Here is a 17,261-nt window from a genome sequence, read left to right on the forward strand (position 1 = left end):
CGGCTCGGCTCGAAGACCTATTCGAGCTGATGGATGGTCGCCTCAGGCACAACCGCCTTAGCGATTTCGCATAGATGTTTATGATGAGTTAGGTAGATCACCTGGCCGATGCCCGCCATTTCGCCGAAGAGCCTGAACACTTCTTCCGATCGAATATGGTCGAACGTCTCCATGATGTCGTCCGCTATGAATGGGACGGACTGTTGGAACTGCGCGAATTCGTAATATCCCGCGAGTCTCAGGGCTAGATAGAGCTGAAACCGCGCGCCTTTTGATAGCGCATCGGCGACCTTGGATTGACCGTCGCGCTGCATCGCGATCAGAACTTCGCCGCCCTTTAAAGGCTGGGTCGTGAGACCAGAATACTGGCCTTGCGTCATCAGCTTGAACGCGTCCGAAGCACGCGCCATCATTCCTGACCGGTGGCGCTCACGGTAGGCGCGTAAAGCGTTCCCGGCCGACATGATGCCGAGCTTGAGTTCGATATAGCGTGTCGCTGTCTCTTCGATCTCTAGCACAATGGTGCGACGCTCGGCGTCAAGACGGGCGACAGCGCTGTCGCCTCCAATGTCATCAATCTTATCCGCCGCGCGCGTTTGTCGGATCAGCTGTTGTTGGAGCGCGCTGTCGAGCTGCTGGACCCGCTGCTCACCTTGTCCCTTCTCGATCGCCAGGCTCTCGAAGTCGGTCTCGTCAAGCACCGCGCGGGCCTCCTCAAACTTCTCCAATGAAAGTTCGGCCGCCACGCGATCCTCAAGCTCGGCCACGCTAGTGCGCAAGCGATCTCTCTCGCGCAGCAACTCGTCGCGCTGCGCCACATCGGTCAATGAGTCGACGCCGAACGCGATCAGCACTTCATTCTTGCGGCGCTCATGGATCGAAGTCTCGTTGTCGACTATATTGCGCTCGCCCTGCAAGCGCTTGAGATCGGCCAAAAGGGCTGCCTTCGTGTCCCGCGCCCTTTCAGCGCGGTCCAGGCGTTCGCCAAGGCGAACTGCTAACTGCTCCGCCTCTCCATCCTTCGCTGCCTCTCCAACGTCTGCTGCGATTGATCTGACCTCGCTGAGGAAATCCGTTCTGTCATCTTCCATCTTGTCGATGCGCAGCTGGAGGGCGTCTCGCTCCTGCACGCTTTTGGCCAGGTTACTCAGCTGCTCGAGTACGGTGCTTAAGCCGGATGCGGACACGCCATTCTCGAGCCAGGTCCCCTTAAGCGTCTCGCCTATCGTGGCGAGCCACTCCTCTTCTCGTCGCTCGGCCATGGCGAGAGCACGGCGTCTAACGACAAGGTCCTCTTCCCTACCGTTCACCGTCCTTAGCGCTTCAGCATGTTCCGCGTCTAACTTGCGCTGCCGATCCAGAAACAATTCAGCGAGGGCCACAGCGGCTTCCAGCGTGTCATCCGGCGCCGGTGCTATTCCGACGCTCGTCAAGGCCCTAATCAGCTCTATTTGGATCTGCTCGCCAGCCTCGGCGGCCCGCTCCGCCTTTTTGCGAGAGAGCTCGATCTGCCCCCATGCAGCGAGCGCATCAGCGCGAACCTCAACTCGATCCTCCAAGCGCCCTATCAGGCGCTCTAGCGACGGCTCGATTCCGTGACCTAGCAACTCACCGCCGGCCTGATGGACTTCAGCCGCTTTGGTTTCAAGGTCGAGGCCCTGTTGTGCGTATTGCTGGCGCAAACGAGACAGATCCGCGGAAGCCTCGGCAAGCGCCCTGGTCGTTGCGCGCATTTCCGCTAAATCCGAGGCGTTCGCCAAGCGCCCTAGGCCCACACCGTCGTCGCGGGCTAGCGCCAGAGCAAAGTCGTCAGCTGTTTCGCTCGACAGCGCCGCCCTATGCGTCTCCCAAGCTACGTCACGCGCGCGCCGGCTCGCTGCCGCGGCTTCGTCGTCGACCACATCGCTCGACGCTCGAAATGCGTCGAGTCGTGCCGCGTGTCTTGTGGAACTGCTCTCGCATTCAGCCAGACGCTCGGCGAGGAGGGAACCGGCTCTGGCCAAATCTGTTGCCGTCGTCTTCCAGGACTCAATCTGCCCTTCACTCGGAACTGTCATGCTGCCGAGTGCACGACCATCGCCGGCCCATGGCCCGAGCGCAGCCCGCAACTCCTCCCATCGAATTGCTGCTGCGTCTTCCTCTTCGCGGGCTGCCCTTATTTCGGCTTGATGGCTGCTGGCGCGGGCCTTCGACAAGGCTGAGCCGAGCTTGGCCCTCACCGACTCCGGTACTGCCCTCTCTTCCCCCACCCTGTCTCTAGCAGATTGAAGTGCATCGAGCGCAGCTGCGATTTCGTCATGGGCGGCGCGCACCGTGGTGGTGATCCCAGACCGCTGCTCAATCAACGTGCGTAAAGTCCCTACCGTCGCCGCTGGCAAAAGCAGCTTCGCCGGGTCCTTTTCAGAAGTGCGCCCCAACGCGCTTAGGCAAGTCGCGACGGTATTGTTGAGGATTTGCAGCTGGACATTGCGTGTGGGCAGATCAAAGCCGGCCGACGAAAAGCGCACCTTGCTCTCTGCCAAGTTTCGGACGCGCTCGGAGACATCTAAGATCAGCTCGTCCACTTCTGTGGACGCAATGCTTGCCGCCAGCCGCTCAACTTCGCCGACATTGCCAGCCAAACGCGTTCTGAGGCTCGCATCGTCATCGATCAGCTCGGCTATCGAGCCCCTCCAAGTGCGCGTTGGTGATGCAGTTTCCGGTAATCCCTCCAATTGTATGCGTTTTCGCCGAATATCGGCCAGCATCGGTCGCGCACGCTCGAACCGTGCGATCGCCTCGAGCCGCGCCGCCAGAATCGCCCGTTCGTTGACTATGTCGTCATACTGCTGCGCCGCGTCTCGACGTTCGGCCTCTAGCCCTTCGTAAGTCGAAGCCAGCGTGTCGATATCGTCTCTGCGACTTTTTAGGTCGGCCAACCGCTTCTTGAGTAGCGCGATCTCCGTACCTTGAGCCTGCTTGCGATGCAGGGCGTCGGCGTCTGCCTCCAAGGCATTCAGGGTATCAGTGGCATGCCCAAGACCTGCGCTGGCAGTGAACAACAGCTTGCCGAGATCACCGCGTGACTCCAGGATTGCCTCTCCGCCAGCCTCCAGCGTGTCATCATCCAACGAAAACATCGTCGCGTAGGCATCGCGAGACAGGCCGGCAAGATGTGCCGTGATCGCCATCTCGCTGATCGGCTTCCCGGTCGCGTCGAGGAGCGAATTGTTCCGCTGTTTCGTGCGGGTAAATGCTTGCTCCACACCTGCCAACTCGAGCACCCCGCCGAGTCGCATGGCGCTGTACTCGTGAATGAAATTGTATTTGCTGCGCTCCTCGATTCCGAACAAGAGGTCCATAAAGCCAGAAAGCGCGGTCGACTTGCCGGCTTCATTGAGGCCGAAGACGATATGAAGATCCGGCTCGGATGTAGGCTTGGGTCCGAAGTCGATGGTCCGATCGGTGAACTTTCCATAGCGAACGAGGTCAAGGCGTCGCAGTCTCATGACGACGCTCCGGCCTTGAGACGTGCGATGACCTGATCAATGCCCCTGGTCAGCGCTCTATCAAGGAAGAGCTCGAGCTCGGCTTCGCTCTTACCAGCAAAGTCGCGCCCTTCCGCCGGAAGTTCGGCAACCGTCTTTTGAATGAACGCCCTCGCTTCGGCCCGGAACGCCTCCGCCGCGGCGTCGCCACGCATCGACGCGGCGAGTTCGTAAATAGGGTCGGCCGTGTCCTTGCCTGCTTCGGCTCCGGGCGAAACGACCTCGAGATCGAGCTTCTCGATCCAGGTGTCACCGAGTTGTCCAGCCACCTGTTGCGCCTCGGCCAGAAGCAGGTCCTTGTCGCGAATGAGCTTCCACGACAGCGGCGTCGCCCCGGTCAAACTGACTCGGGCCAGAGCGTGGCGCGATCGAACATTGGATCGCAGCTCTTCAAGTGCGACCCGGAGGCGCGCGACAACCTCGGGCCACTCAACGGTTTCGGCAATGTCGACGGTAAGGCGTTCGAACTGTGCGACACTGGTCAGCCTCTCCTCGACCTCAAAAGAACCGTCATCACGTATCGTCACGAGTGTTGCCGATTTCTCGCCGGCCTCATTGATATCCCTGCCCTGCGGAATACCCGGCATCACGACAGTCGCGCGTGCGCCCGGATAGACTTGGCGAACATGGATGTGCCCCAGCGCCCAGTAGTCGAAACCATGATTGTGCAAGTCAGCCACACTGCAGGGCGCGTACACGTCGTGACCGGGCGAACCTGCCAGGCTGGTGTGCATGATACCGACATTGATCGAACCATCACGAGATATTGGGTATTTCGGCAACAGGCTTTCCGGCGCCTTAGGGTGCGCGAAGCTCAGGCCATGAAAAGCTACGTCGAGACCGCCGGCAGTCAGCGTTACCGATTGGGCGCGGCCGCCGAAGATAGTCACGCTGTCTGGAAACACGAGCTGCTTTGAGATGCGCGACAGGGCATCATGGTTGCCACGGATCTTGAAGACCCTGATACCCGCCTGGTGCAGTCGTCCGATTTGGGTCCCGACGAACCGGGCGGTCTTCATCGACGTTTGATCGCCATCGTAGAGGTCGCCGGCAATGACCAGCGCATCCACCCGTTCTTCGAGACACAAATCCACTATTGAAATGAAGGCTTGGCGGCTGGCGTCGCCCACGAGCTCCGCGAGTTCGAGATTTCGCAACGCTAGCGAGCGCAGCGGTGAATCCAGATGGATGTCGGCCGTGTGAACAAATCGAAACGCCATTCAGCCTCCAGCCAAGGACAGACCTCGTCCAAGGTTCGTCATGTCAGGCGAGGATGGCAGCGCACCCTCGCGTTCTCGCTGATTCCTCACTGACCGTTTGCGCCGTCGATCAGCAATCCGTCCTGGTACCGCAACGATCCATTCGCGACAGCACCGGCGACCGCCGACGAAATCAACTGCTTCAATTGCGCGCTGGTGGCCTTGAAGCCCAGCATCCTCGAAACGCTCGTTGCGATTTCGTCTTCGGTCGCGCCAAGGTTGCTTCTCACCACCTCGATTGCTCCTTGGGCAACTTCCTCCGACGAGATCATTTCGGGCTTACGCAAGCCAGGCGACATGACACCACTGCGGTCGCGAAGCTGAACAGCGGCGCCGGGCTTGAAGCAGAAGTCGCCTCGACGCGCCACCGCTCCCCGTGCCTCGGCGACAATCAGGCCGCGCTCAATTGCGTCCTGAATCCTACCGCCAGCCCGTTGAAGACCCCAAGCATCCCGGATGCGTGAAATCACCTCGTCGAGATGGATTGGCGTCTCGGCTGCCACGACTTGCTCGACCAGCCCCGCCAGAAGGCCGGTAGGCGTCTCGTGAAGCTCAAACTGTCCGACCGGTCTTTGGACGCGGGCTTCCGCGTAGGCTCGATCAGGTGCCGAGGCTCCATTCATAGTATCCAAGCCGATTTCGGTGACGTTACCTCGGTCGACCGTCACGACTTGTACCGCCGCGGCGCGGCTTCTCTGGTTTCCCAACTCCGCACGTTCAGCGAGTTCTCTCGTTGCAGCCTCGATCGCAGCCACCGTCCGCTCAAGCTGTTCACGCGGACGCTGGAACCAGTCAGCACTCCAGATTCGATGAATGATCCAGCCATGGTCTTCAAGCACGGCCTGGCGCAAGCGATCCCGATCCCTCGCGGAGCGCGAGGAGTGATATTCAGCACCGTCGCATTCGATGCCCAGCAGGTAGCGTCCTGGCCGCTCCGGATCCGCAACTGCCAGATCAATGAAGAAGCCTGCGATGCCCACCTGTGCATGGACCTGATAGCCTCGTTCAATCAATGCGTTGGCTACCTGTTCTTCAAAGATTGAATCCATCTCGCGGGTCGTCGTCTGCGCGAGCGAGATGCGCCCAGTCCTCGCATAGTGCAAGAAGAGCTTGAAGGCGAAGACCCCCTTACCTTTTCCGCGCTCAAGGTCGATGTCCTCATCTGTTATCGATGCATACACCTCACAGGCACGCTTGGCCCGGCTTATAAGGACGTTGAGGCGACGCTCGCCACCCTCCGAACCGAGTGGGCCAAAGCGCATGGCCATATAACCCTGGGCATTCTTGGCGTAACCAACCGAGATCATGATCACATCCCGCTCGTCGCCTTGAACGTTCTCCAGGTTCTTGACGAAAAACGGCTCACTCGGATGGGCGTGGAAGAATTCTTCCGTGTCGGGATTTAACCGCCGCAGCGCTTCAAGCTCGTCTTGGATCGCACGACGCTGGCTAACGGAAAAAGTCGCAACGCCCAGAGACTCTTGCGGATTCGACTTCGCGTGACGGATGATCGCTTCTGCTACCGCTCGTGCCTCGATCGGGTTCGTCCCAGCCCCACCTGAATCGAACACGCCATCCGGCACGTGATGGAACCGCAGCCCCATGCCGGCCTCTTGGGTGTATGGGCTCGGCACAATGAACAGTCGGTTCTCGTAGAACTGACTATTCGACACCGCGATCAGGGATTGATGTCGGCTGCGATAGTGCCAGCGAAGCATGCGCTGCGGCAAGCCACGGGCCGTAAAAAGCCCGAGGATACTTTCAATATCGGCAACCTGCGCACCCTCGCCGTCGTCATCTTCAGACTGCGAGCCGGTCATCTTCGCGAAGAATGTCGTCGGAGGCAGTTGGCGTTCATCGCCTACGACCACCACCTGGTTCGCCCTGGCAATGGCACCGAGCGCATCAACCGGCTGGATCTGAGATGCTTCGTCCATGACCAAGAGGTCGAACGACATTCGACCAGGCGACAAAAACTGCGCCACGGAAAGTGGGCTCATCATGAAGACGGGCTTCAGCGCTTGGACAGCGGGCCCTGCCCTCAGCATCAGCTGCCGGATAGGCATATGGCCTCGTCTGCGCGCCATCTCGGATCGAAGCAATCCCACTGGGCCAGCTCCGCCATCCCTTGAAGGGATCTTGCGGTGGTGTGCGGTCACGACCTCGATGGCACTAGCCTTGATCCTTTGTCGATCCAGATCGGCAAAGTCCCGGACAGCCCTGGAATGAAGCTCGCCATCAAACCTTCCGAGCTCAGGCTCTTTCGTCGCCATCGCCGTCAGTACTTTCTCGTAGTAGGCCATGTCGAAAACCGACCGCGCCGATGCGGTCGGAATCTGACCGTTGGCCAGTCCGTCGATCAACTGCCCTAGTCCGGCCTTTCGGGCGCTCTCAGACCGTTCTTCGTAGGCAACCCATTTCGAGAGTTGTTCCTGATGCTCGACCCAGCCTTCCAGTCGAGCAATCAACTCGGCAATGACAACCTCCGAGAAATCGCCTGCTGCGAACAAGGACGAAGCATCAGCCTTCAGATTCTCTGCAAGCGCCTTCAATTGCAATGCCGCGGCTTGGGTCGCCTCTCGCGTTGAACGCGCCGATTTCGCAATCTCGACCCTGTCAGGCAAACGCGCGACCAGATGTCGAAGTGCGCTATTATCTTTAAACCAAAGCTCGGCTTGCGTAAGCGCGGCCCAATTGGATCCTCGCCCAAGCCAAGACGAGCCGAATGCGGACATGCCAAGGCCTTCTGCGGCATCGATCTCTTGAGCGAGCTTTTGTAGCGCTCCCAGGCGCCGTACAAGCTCCAGCCGATGCGACAACTGATCGGGTACGCTGGCCAGAATCCCTCGAGACGCTTCGTCCGCTTGAGCCACGGAGCGCGCCTTCTCTTCCATCAGCTGTAATGAAGCCCTTTCCGCGGAAGCCACGTCAGCCAGCATGGACGGCGCAAGGTGGCCAAGATCATTCCAGAAACCCTCGATCATCGGCCGGCCGATATCGATCACCTTGCGAACTCGGAGCGCCCGCGCGCCCGCTTCAGAGCGCTCGGCCATTCGACCGGCAATAAGCCGCGGTTCCGAGCCAAGCCCCCTCAGCGTGCGCATCCATTCGACTAGCGCCAAGAGCGGTGCCGACGACGATTTCTCCCGGCGCCAATCTGCTCCGAAGGCCGAACGACCAAAGGCGTCGCCATCACGAACCCTCGCGGCCGCCGCTTGCCCCTTCATCAACACATCTAGGAGACGCACTATCTCGGTTGAAGGCGCGTTGGGATCGACGAGAAGGGATCGGACAAGTGCTTTGGCGCGACGGTAGTCGCCGCTCAACGCCTTCAACAGTCCGGTATGAGTAGCGAGGGCCTGCCTTGTCTGTGCTACGTCCGTGTTCCAGGCGGCATCGACAACCTTGCCCTTCAGCTCTGCTTGAACCGCCTCAAGTGTGGCGACGCTCTCGGCAAGATCTGCTGCTTGTTCAAGGCCAGAGTCCCACACGGTCGCCGCAAACGCTTCGGGGCTTGCGTCAGGGGCGGCCGCAACTCTCTCCCCCGTCGCGATCAATCTAACGATCCCCGCCAGCGTGTCCGGTACAACCGTTGACCCGAGTTCCTGGTTCAACCGCTCGGCTTCATCCCGCAAGCGCGGCAGCAGCACGGTCAGTTGGTGCCCGCGGACAAACCCGTCCTTCGGAAATTCCGATGGCAGCTTTGCAAGCTCTGTCTCGAGACCTTCAATTGGGGTTTCTATCGCCGCCGGCGCCAGGTGCTGCGAAATGTCTTCCAGTTTGCGGGCGAAATCCGATCCTGTCCAAAGAAGCGACGAGATCTCCTTAGGCTGGTCGTCCCAGGCCAGCGAGACCAACGCGTCGGCGGGCAGCTCTGGTGCGGACGCGAGCAGTTCCGCGCGATCTTCTATCTCGCCGCTATCGCTCAGAATTCTGGGAGGCTCTGCCTCGATCCGCGCGGCAATGTCGATCAGTTTGGCCCGCACGGCCCTCGCTTGATCCAGCAACGACCCAATGCGCGGGACAAGCCGCTCCACAGTGGTTGGCAGCACGACATCCAGGCTGACTCCTCTCCAGGGATGGTGGATGGGCAGCCCGATTTCGTTAATCCGCTGAGAGACCTCGTCGAGCAGCTTCCGGCGTGACGAAACGCCCTCGCTCGTCCAATCGGTGGCACCTTCAAGTTCGACATCTACGGGTTTTTGCCCGCTCTGCCTGAGGCGGGTGAGCTGGCCGAAAACCTGGTAGGGCGTCAGGGCGGATGCGCCAAACGGAACGTGCATCCTGTCGGCATGCCCATTGAGCTTGTCGCGCGCCTGCAACAACTGGTCAGTCAGCGCCGACGGGAATTGTCCCCGAGGCGATCCGAGCTGCCAGGTGCGGCGCAGCTCCTCCAGCATCATGCGCTTGTTAGCCTTGTTGCTGTGGAGTTCCAGACAGGCATCCCCTACCCCGGCATTGTCGAGGCGGCGCTTCACAACCTCCAGCGCCGCCATTTTTTCGGCCACGAAAAGGACGGTCTTTCCGTCCGCCACGGCCGAGGCAACAACGTTTGCAATCGTCTGCGATTTACCTGTTCCCGGAGGACCTTGGATCACAAGGTCGCGACCCTTCCTGACATCATGGATCGCCAGCGTCTGGGAACTGTCACTATCGACGATATGCAACATCTCTGCGGGCGCGATGTGCGGATCAATCGCGACATCCTCCGACATCAGCGGCTCGCGTGCTTCAAAGCCGTCTGAAAGCAGCGAGCGGATCTTCGGCTGCTCGATGATCTTCGAGCCCTCGGGCCAGATCTCGGGATCAAGGTCCCGGTACATCAAGAACTTCGCGAACGAGAAGAAGCCGAGCACCATGTCGTCCCGGAGGACCTCCCAGCCCTCTTTTGTGGAGATCGCTTCGGCCACGGCATCGAGATACCTTGAAGCGTCGAAGTCGTCTCCAGCATCGAAGCTCGGCACGGCGAGTTTGTGCATGCGATCGAGATAGAGCTCGAGAGAGAGATTTGCGCTCTGATCCTCTGGCCTAGCGCGCAGCCGGAACTTCTCTCCGGCCGTTCCTCGCTCAAGTCGGACCGGCACCAAAATGAGCGGCGCTTGACGGATGTTTTCCTTGTTGTTCGGGTCAATCCATTTCAGCATCCCGAGAGCCAGGAAGAGGATGTTGACGCCCTGCTCCTCTTCTAGGGTCCTGGCATCGTGATAGAGATCGAGAAGCCGGCGTTGCAACCCGGTGGGGGTCATGCGCGTCTGCAGCTTTGTGTCTGAGTGTCGCGCGGAGATCCCCCGATCGTCGACCTCATCGTCCTCTGGCTGAGCAAGGGAAATTGGGGAGTAGTCGATCTCTTCTTCCGCGGAGGTGCCTTCTTGGCCTGCCTTCGGTCTATCGGGCTTGCCGGCGAGGAACGTAAAGGCCTTGCCTTCGTTCACCAGCAACCGATAGATCTCGGACGACTTCTCATCGACAATGTCGATCGTCTTCGCGCTCTTGGAAAACCGCGGCACGTTCAAAAGGCGATTGCGCGCGGAAAGATCGAGCAGCTCCATCCTGGCGCGCTCGAGTTTCTCCTTCAGAGGCAGGTCGCTCTGGAAGACCGATTTTTCGACGTCAGACAACTACACCCCCCGTGCAGAACCAAACACATAGAACCTACCGAACGGCAGTCGCAACAAAAAACAGTCGCTTTTGGAACCTTGTGAATAATGCCCTCATTCCGACCGCGCCTCAACATTTGTGAATGCGATCGGACAGGTTGCTAACTTTCTGCTTTGCCTTGTGTCTCAAGCAATCCCGCAAATCCCGGCATGTTTGGACAATTGCCGAAACTACAATCGCAACCGCAACCGCATATCACCACAGTTCCTGCTTTTTTCGACTTGAGACGGTTCCCCACCCGATATCGCGTCGGTAGGGAGAAAACCAAACGCAGAGACGGACCAGTTCTGTTCGAGAACTGGTCCAGCCTCTGGCCACCTTTAAGTTGGCTTGCAGTTAGTCGCTGTCTGATGACGAAGATTTCTCCCGGGAGGCGTAAGCTGCGCGGGCGATTAGATCATTATGCTCCACCGACAATCCGTCCCCCACTCGTAAGGCCCCGGCGCCTGGGTTTCGTTGCAATTCCTCAATTTCGCTCGACGTCAGAGCGCGCGGGGGCGCCTCCTCGGTGGGGTCCGTCGAGTCTTTGGTCGAGGTTACCGAAGCGTCGCTCGGGTCTTTGGTCGAAGTTTCGGAATCGCCGGTGGGGTCTTTGGAAGATGTCACTATCTGAGCCTCTGCGATTTTGTTGTGGACAGATGTCTCAGTAGACAACTCTGCCCCGATTCTTCAATACCAGAGGCCTTCTCCTATCGGCTGGCCTCAATTGTCTGCGCGGCCAGGCGACTCGTATTTCAATGCTGAAGCTTGAACGCCCGCATTGTGGTCGCGCATATTTCTATCCGCGACCTCGCGTTTTCACAAAGGCGTGCCATGGCAAAACAGCCGACAAGTCAGCCAAACCTACTGACGATTCCGCCTAGAGCGGCAGTCCTTCTGCTGAGAAATGGCGGCGTTCATCATTGCCCACCCCTTAGGTCAGAGGAATTTTTACAATTCTGTACGCTGTGCGGCATCGCGATCAATGAGCCAAGGCTTTTGCAGTTCGAGCGACTTGGAATCTTCATGCCATTGTTTCGTGTCTATCGGTCCAAGGCTAGACAGCCACTCCGACTGCCGCTTGCCAACAATCGATGGTTCCGGCTTGGCTATGCCGTCGACTGCACGCAAGGAGAGACGCACGCGGTCCCTGAAAGGAACGGCGGTGACAGCGAGGCCTACTATTCACGATTCCAAATCGCCTCACTCCTTTTCGTGCTTGCGCAGTTCACGATGTCGATCAATCTAGAAGAGTTTCTCGACAATCACCTGAACGACGCTGCATGGGTTGGCAGGGGCGCTCAGTTGAGGAGACTCGCAAAGCAATTTGGCAAGTTGAGCGACTATACCCGTCAGTTCCGCCCGGCCATCGATCTTTTATGTCAGTTCATTTCAGACCGCTACTTCCCGCATACGCGCAGCAATCAACGCACGAGGGAGGTGTCCCAGGGAGGACTGAAATGGGACCGCTGGATGGTTGTTGGTGATACTGCGTGGCGATGGGAGCAATATGCGCGGGTCTGGGACTCCAGCGTCACCAAGCGGGCATTCAAGCTCACGCCTGACAGGCTGCGGCACGCGTACGAAGCCCTGTCCCTGCAGCAATCTCACCATGATCCATTGGAGCATTGGTATCAGTTGATGCAGTTTGCGTCGCCGCGCGAGCGTGATCGGCTGAAGGGCAAAGCGTTCGCTGCACAGGCCATGCGTGGTGGCGCCCTTATGTTGCGGCTGCTGTATCGCGATTTGTACCGCGAGGAGTTGCCAGATCCCAACGAGGTCCGTGGAACCATACTCACACACATCCCAGAGCTTGCAGTTCGTGCCGACGCCCGGCGTCACATGGAGCTCATCACAAATCGCTTCGATTTAAATTCCGCACCGAAACTGACGTTGTTTGTCGAAGGCGCCAGCGAGGAAGCCGCGGGAAAACGATCTTCGAGCGATTTTTTGGCGCACATGCCGGAACCCATCAGATCGAGGTGATCAACCTCGGCGGAGTCGACAACGCCACGGGCGGTAGAAAGATGGATCGTTTTCGCGCAATCCTGCGATTGGTCGACTATTTGCACCACCACCAAACCTTCACTTTTTTGATCCTCGACAACGAGAACAACGCGCGCAAACTAAAAGAGGCTGCCAAAAGTTTTGCGTCGACACTCCACACAAATCGCTACGCGACTCGACCGGAATATATAAAAATTTGGCGCTCCTCCTTCGAGTTCGACAACTTTTCAGCCACCGAAATCGCCCACGCGATGACCGCGCTCGCTCGTGGCAACGCAGCTTTTTCCCCGCAAGACATCATCCATTGTAAGAAATCCGAGAACCCCGGGGCAAAACTTTCGGATCTCTATTCCCAGCGTACGAACGCTGGCCTCAATAAGGTCGATCTTAGTGCGGCACTGGTCGAAATGATGTTCGATCCAGAAACTCGCAAGGCACCCGCCAACCGCCCCTTGATCAGCACCTTGGCTCAGGTCGTCCGGCTCGCCGCCAAAAACCCTTTCCCCACGATGCAGGAAGTCTGGGAACGCAATCAGGTCTCAAGCTACCTTGGGAGGACTCGTCTTCGAATAAGGCGAAAGCCCAAGAAGAAGGGACAGGGCTAACCTCATATCTTCAGGATAATGGTTCCGGTCTACTGGTTTTTTGCGGCGATGCGGGTAATAGATGCGCCATACCTGTTTTCCATGGAGCAAAAAATTGGCCGACGATTCTCACAGCCACGCAGGGTCACTTATCGAACTTACCGCTGATATCGTTTCAGCCTATGTCAGCAAAAATGCCGTACCTGTTGCGTCGCTGGCCGATCTTATCGAGAGCGTAAATTCATCGTTGGTGCGTATCGGTCAGCCTCTTGAACCCGAAAAGCCAGCACAGGTCCCTGCAGTTAATCCCAAGCGATCGGTGACCCCGGACTACATCATCTGTCTCGAGGACGGAAAGAAGTTCAAATCGCTTAAGCGGCATTTGGCCACCCATTTCGGCCTCACCCCTGACGAGTATCGGCAAAAGTGGGGACTGCCACACGACTACCCGATGGTCGCTCCCGCTTATTCGGAAAGCCGCTCCAATCTCGCCAAATCGCTCGGTCTTGGCCGCAAGACGGTAACAAAGAAGGCGCCGGCCAAGAGAGGTCGAGGACGCTAGGCCGTCATTTCTCGTGGGGGAGCTAACAATTGAAGAATGATCGGCAATCACACCGGCACCGGCCGCGCTTAAGGCGTGGCCGCCGAAGCCCTATTGCCCGCGCTTCCCGCGGCCGGAGCTTTGCGATCGTTTCTTTGGCAATCGCCGGCCTGGCTGCATCAGCGTTTGCTGCTTTTTCCCTCACAGGAGACAGCCACAGCGACCTCGGCGCAGCAGTAACCAACTGGACTGCAGCAAGCCCACCGGCGATCGTGGGGATGGCCTCGGTTGTGGACGGTGACACGATCGAAATCCACGGTCAGCGCATCCGCTTCAACGGGATCGACGCGCCTGAAAGCCGTCAGCTCTGCAAAGATGCCAATGGCGTGGACTATCCATGTGGGCGTCGATCCGCCGAGGCCCTCGACACCTTTTTGGCCGCGTCTCGACCAGTGCAATGCACCTTCGTGGCATGGGATAGGTATCACCGCTTCGTTGGCGACTGTCACCGGGCGGACGGCGCCAGCGTCGCGTCTTGGATGGTTGAGCACGGCCAGGCTCTCGATTGGCCTCGATATAGCCACGGTGCTTACGCTGAACTGCAGGCACAAGCTAAGACTGCCAAAATTGGGGTGTGGACTGGCGAATTCGAGGCGCCATGGGATTGGCGCGCCGATCACTCCGACGATCCAAAGCCCCCAGCAAACCGTAAGTTCGACCTAATCACCAAAGGTCAGATCGCACAGAGCTACTCATGCCAGCCCCGACGCTATTGCTCTCAAATTTCCTCCTGCGAGGAAGCGCGTTGGTATCTGAACAATTGCTCTTGGGGCAGCAAGTTGGATCGTGACGGCGACGGAATTCCTTGCGAAGGGCTTTGCTGAGCGGTCTGACGCATTAAGCAGCACTCTACTGACGCTGCCCATAGCGGTCATCGTCCAGGGATACCGCAAAACCTCAAAAATTCAGGCGCGAAACCGACATGGTGAACGCCGTTCTCATCCGTCTGATCGTAGCTAAAAACATATACGCCCAACGCTTCGATCGCCTTACGCAGCGAAGCCTTCAGTTCCCCTTTCAGCAATAGAACCGGAACGTGTCCTCTGAAATTGCTGAAAAGCTGCCGGTAGAGATGCAACTGGCCGATGCCAGTATGCAAGTCATCCGCACCACAGCCAGATTTGATTTCCAGCAGCAACGCATCTTCATCCGGACGGTCGATTTTCATGTCGATCTCGTAACCGCCCTGCTGCCGCCGCTTCTCGTAGGGGATACCCTGAGCCGAAAGCTTCTCGGCTAACGCAATCCAAACCTCTCCCTGGAGCTTCTTGATCTGGCGCGCCTCACTCGCCGTTTTCGGGCCGACCGTGTAGAAGCCACCAGTCTCCGCGCGTGCCAGGGTTTCGCCTATGCTACCTTGTGGCCTCGGCGTTGCTCGCCCGGGCATGCGTGCCGACCAGCAAAAATCTACGAATCGAGCGGTATCGCGCCTAATGGCCTCTGGAGGGTCATCAAGGTTTGCGACCAAAAACCATCGGCGAGCTGCCGCGTTGCCTGTCGCTCCAACCTCAACATTCGAGAGTCCTGTTCGAGCAGCAAACTCCCCCTCTTGGATGGTCGCAGCAGTTGGCCCTCCGTGGAGCCGGCCCTGCCGAAGCAGATATCGGCCGCCGGTCTCGTCCTCTGCGATCGCCGAAAGCGCGTTATAGTCGCCTGGCTTAGTTGCTTCGTTGATCTCCACTGCCCATTCGACGCCGCGCGGATCCTGACCGAATTTCGTCTCGACCTTCCCGCTGCTATCGCTACGACGCATGAAGACAAGATGGTCAGTCAGCGCTAGGACTGCCCCCCTCCGGACAGCTGTTTCGGTCATCACGTCGGCCCATCGCGCAAAATGATCGCGGCAGACTTGCGTGTCTGTCACCAAGCGCATCGGCCCTTCTAAAAGCCCTAGCTCGCGGGCAACAGTGTCATAGCTGATTTCAAATCGGCCAATTTCCTCGACGCTCCAGGCCACGAGCTCCTCGCGAGTTAGTCGAAGACCGTCTCGCTGCGAAAGATTTGCAGCCACCGGCGAAGCCAAGTAGTTGCCGCCGGTTATTCGGTCGTAGCGCTCGCGGATTGTTTCGCTCTGGAAAACGGTATCGATCTTGACGCAGAACCAACCGCTCGCATCGATGCCTACGGTGTAGGCCAGTTCTTCTGGTGCTTCTGGCCGGGGATAGATCCTGACCCAGGTGTAAGGCTTGAAACGCTGAGCCTGGTTGGTCGGCTTGGAAAGCTTTTTGACTATGCCCCGTGGAAACAGGATCGCACAAACTTCCCGTGCCCACGCCGCCGTCGCCTCATAGGCCTCGACCAGCTTCTCATAGGCCTCGTTTTGAGCGGGATCGCCCTTGTTGCGTTTCGCGCCCTTCCATGTTTGCAGCAACTCAAAATGCTCTAAAGAAAATCCACTTGCTGCCATGGGAATTCAAATCCTCGAGCCGGTTTCTTCAAGTGATGAGCCCAGCCCGCCTAGCGACGAACGTCCGGCCGGGCTTCAAGTTTGATCGTCTGGCGAACAGGGGTTAGATGCAGTTGCGCAATCGCCGAAAGCGCCTGGCAAAACGGCTGGCTGACATTCGTTTTCGAGAACTCAACAAGTTCATTCAATCCGCTCGAGCTCGATAGCCGCAAAGCCTCGTAACGACAGATCGGTATCTGTCTATTGTCTTTGAACCGCCTATCTGGCCCACCGCTTTTGTTGGGATGCGCCCAAGTATGCCCAACCACTTGAGCGTCGGCTGGAACTTGGCCGGTTTCGATGAAATTGCTTGGGGCAAACTGGGTTCGAAGATCACCATAGCCGATGGCACCGTACCGGTTTCCGTCCTTGACCAGGACTAGGTCCGGCATGAAGTAGAGCACCTGCCGGCCGACGTGGATCGAAGGCGGGGTGACGTTGCTGCGAACAACCTGAGGTAATGTGCTCGCAAGTGTCGTCGGCTTTTTGTCGACTAGCATGCTGGCGCCGGCGTTGCGCTTCCAAGTCGTCAGATCCTCGATCTTGCCCCCTGCCGCGACATGCCACCTTCCCGCGCAACCGGTGAGCGTCTCGAACGCGGCCACCAGCCTGCCATAGGCAGCCTCGGCGTCCTGTTCCAGATCGTAGTAAAGCACGCTCACCCGACGATAGCCGTCAAACCATTTGCCGATCAGCATGCCCGGCAGGAAGGCAGCGACTCCCACAACTGGGCCGGCACCGCCGATTGCCTTTCCGACAAGGAAACCCACGATGCCGAACAAGACCGCCAGGATTACCGAGAGCCGCGTCTGCGACTGTCTGGCGTTGATTTCGTCCAACACTTCGGCAGAGCTCTCGTCGCGCATCTCCATCACGTCGCCGGACTCAATCTCCCTCATCACGACGCCATCGGTCACGTATTCCGGCGCTGACGGTTGCAGCTGTGTTTGCAACGTTTGCGAGACCGGCTGTCGAGCAATGTGTCTCGCTCCAGCCTTTCCGAGCGTGCCGCGGTAATAGAGACCACCCACGCCAGCATGGATGTAATGACCTCGTGGACCCGTCCCGATCCGAAGGCCCTTCACGCCAACGGAGACGCCAACTCCGCCCGAGGAAAAGTTGAACCGGAACGGTCCTGCGCTGACCGATTTGCGAACGTAAAACCCCATCCCTTTGAGTCCCCCAACTCAATGCTGCGAG

General features: G+C 58.6%; 9 protein-coding genes. 4 read left to right on the forward strand and 5 right to left on the reverse strand.

Going from position 1 to position 17,261, the window contains the following annotated elements; translation table 11 throughout:
- Positions 1 to 17 precede the first annotated feature (17 nt).
- The 3 genes from EN857_RS06295 to EN857_RS06305 all read right to left on the reverse strand — a co-directional run bounded on the left by EN857_RS06295 (position 18) and on the right by EN857_RS06305 (position 10,404).
- Positions 18 to 3,488: an AAA family ATPase gene (locus EN857_RS06295; protein WP_135858165.1), complete on the reverse strand. Its 3,471-nt coding sequence runs from the start codon at positions 3,486 to 3,488 to the stop codon at positions 18 to 20.
- Complete coding sequence (locus EN857_RS06300; protein WP_135858167.1) at positions 3,485 to 4,747, reverse strand: DNA repair exonuclease; 1,263 nt, start codon at positions 4,745 to 4,747, stop codon at positions 3,485 to 3,487. Before EN857_RS06300 ends, EN857_RS06295 begins: the two co-directional genes overlap by 4 nt.
- Positions 4,748 to 4,833: 86 nt before the next feature.
- Entirely contained in the window at positions 4,834 to 10,404 is a 5,571-nt protein-coding gene (locus EN857_RS06305) for a DUF3320 domain-containing protein (RefSeq protein ID WP_135858168.1), read from the reverse strand.
- Positions 10,405 to 11,191: 787 nt separating this feature from the next.
- On the opposite strand from EN857_RS06305, the gene EN857_RS06310 reads away from it, so the two are divergent.
- The 4 genes from EN857_RS06310 (at position 11,192) to EN857_RS06325 (ending at position 14,439) form a co-directional block, all read left to right on the forward strand.
- The gene (locus tag EN857_RS06310; RefSeq protein ID WP_135858169.1) at positions 11,192 to 12,409 is read left to right on the forward strand and encodes a hypothetical protein; all 1,218 of its coding nucleotides are present in this window, start codon (positions 11,192 to 11,194) and stop codon (positions 12,407 to 12,409) included.
- A complete protein-coding gene (locus EN857_RS06315; RefSeq protein WP_135858171.1) occupies positions 12,406 to 13,035 on the forward strand; it encodes a hypothetical protein in 630 nt (209 codons plus the stop codon). Before EN857_RS06310 ends, EN857_RS06315 begins: the two co-directional genes overlap by 4 nt.
- 94 nt (positions 13,036 to 13,129) lie before the next feature.
- Positions 13,130 to 13,576, forward strand: a complete 447-nt coding sequence (locus EN857_RS06320; protein ID WP_189521635.1) for a MucR family transcriptional regulator — start codon at positions 13,130 to 13,132, stop codon at positions 13,574 to 13,576.
- Between the two features lie 134 nt (positions 13,577 to 13,710).
- Complete coding sequence (locus tag EN857_RS06325) at positions 13,711 to 14,439, forward strand: thermonuclease family protein (protein WP_245511271.1); 729 nt, start codon at positions 13,711 to 13,713, stop codon at positions 14,437 to 14,439.
- 47 nt (positions 14,440 to 14,486) lie between these two features.
- Here EN857_RS06325 and EN857_RS06330 read toward each other — a convergent pair whose 3' ends face one another.
- Together EN857_RS06330 and EN857_RS06335 are read right to left on the reverse strand one after the other, a co-directional pair.
- Positions 14,487 to 16,022 carry a hypothetical protein gene (locus EN857_RS06330; protein ID WP_135858175.1) on the reverse strand — a complete coding sequence of 512 codons (1,536 nt, stop codon included), beginning with the start codon at positions 16,020 to 16,022 and terminating at the stop codon, positions 14,487 to 14,489.
- 50 nt (positions 16,023 to 16,072) lie between these two features.
- A complete protein-coding gene (locus EN857_RS06335; protein WP_135858177.1) occupies positions 16,073 to 17,230 on the reverse strand; it encodes a DUF4236 domain-containing protein in 1,158 nt (385 codons plus the stop codon).
- Between the last annotated feature and the right edge of the window lie 31 nt (positions 17,231 to 17,261).

Origin of the sequence: Mesorhizobium sp. M4B.F.Ca.ET.214.01.1.1 (genome assembly GCF_004791545.1) — a bacterium.
Taxonomy (GTDB): Bacteria; Pseudomonadota; Alphaproteobacteria; order Rhizobiales; family Rhizobiaceae; genus Mesorhizobium; species Mesorhizobium abyssinicae.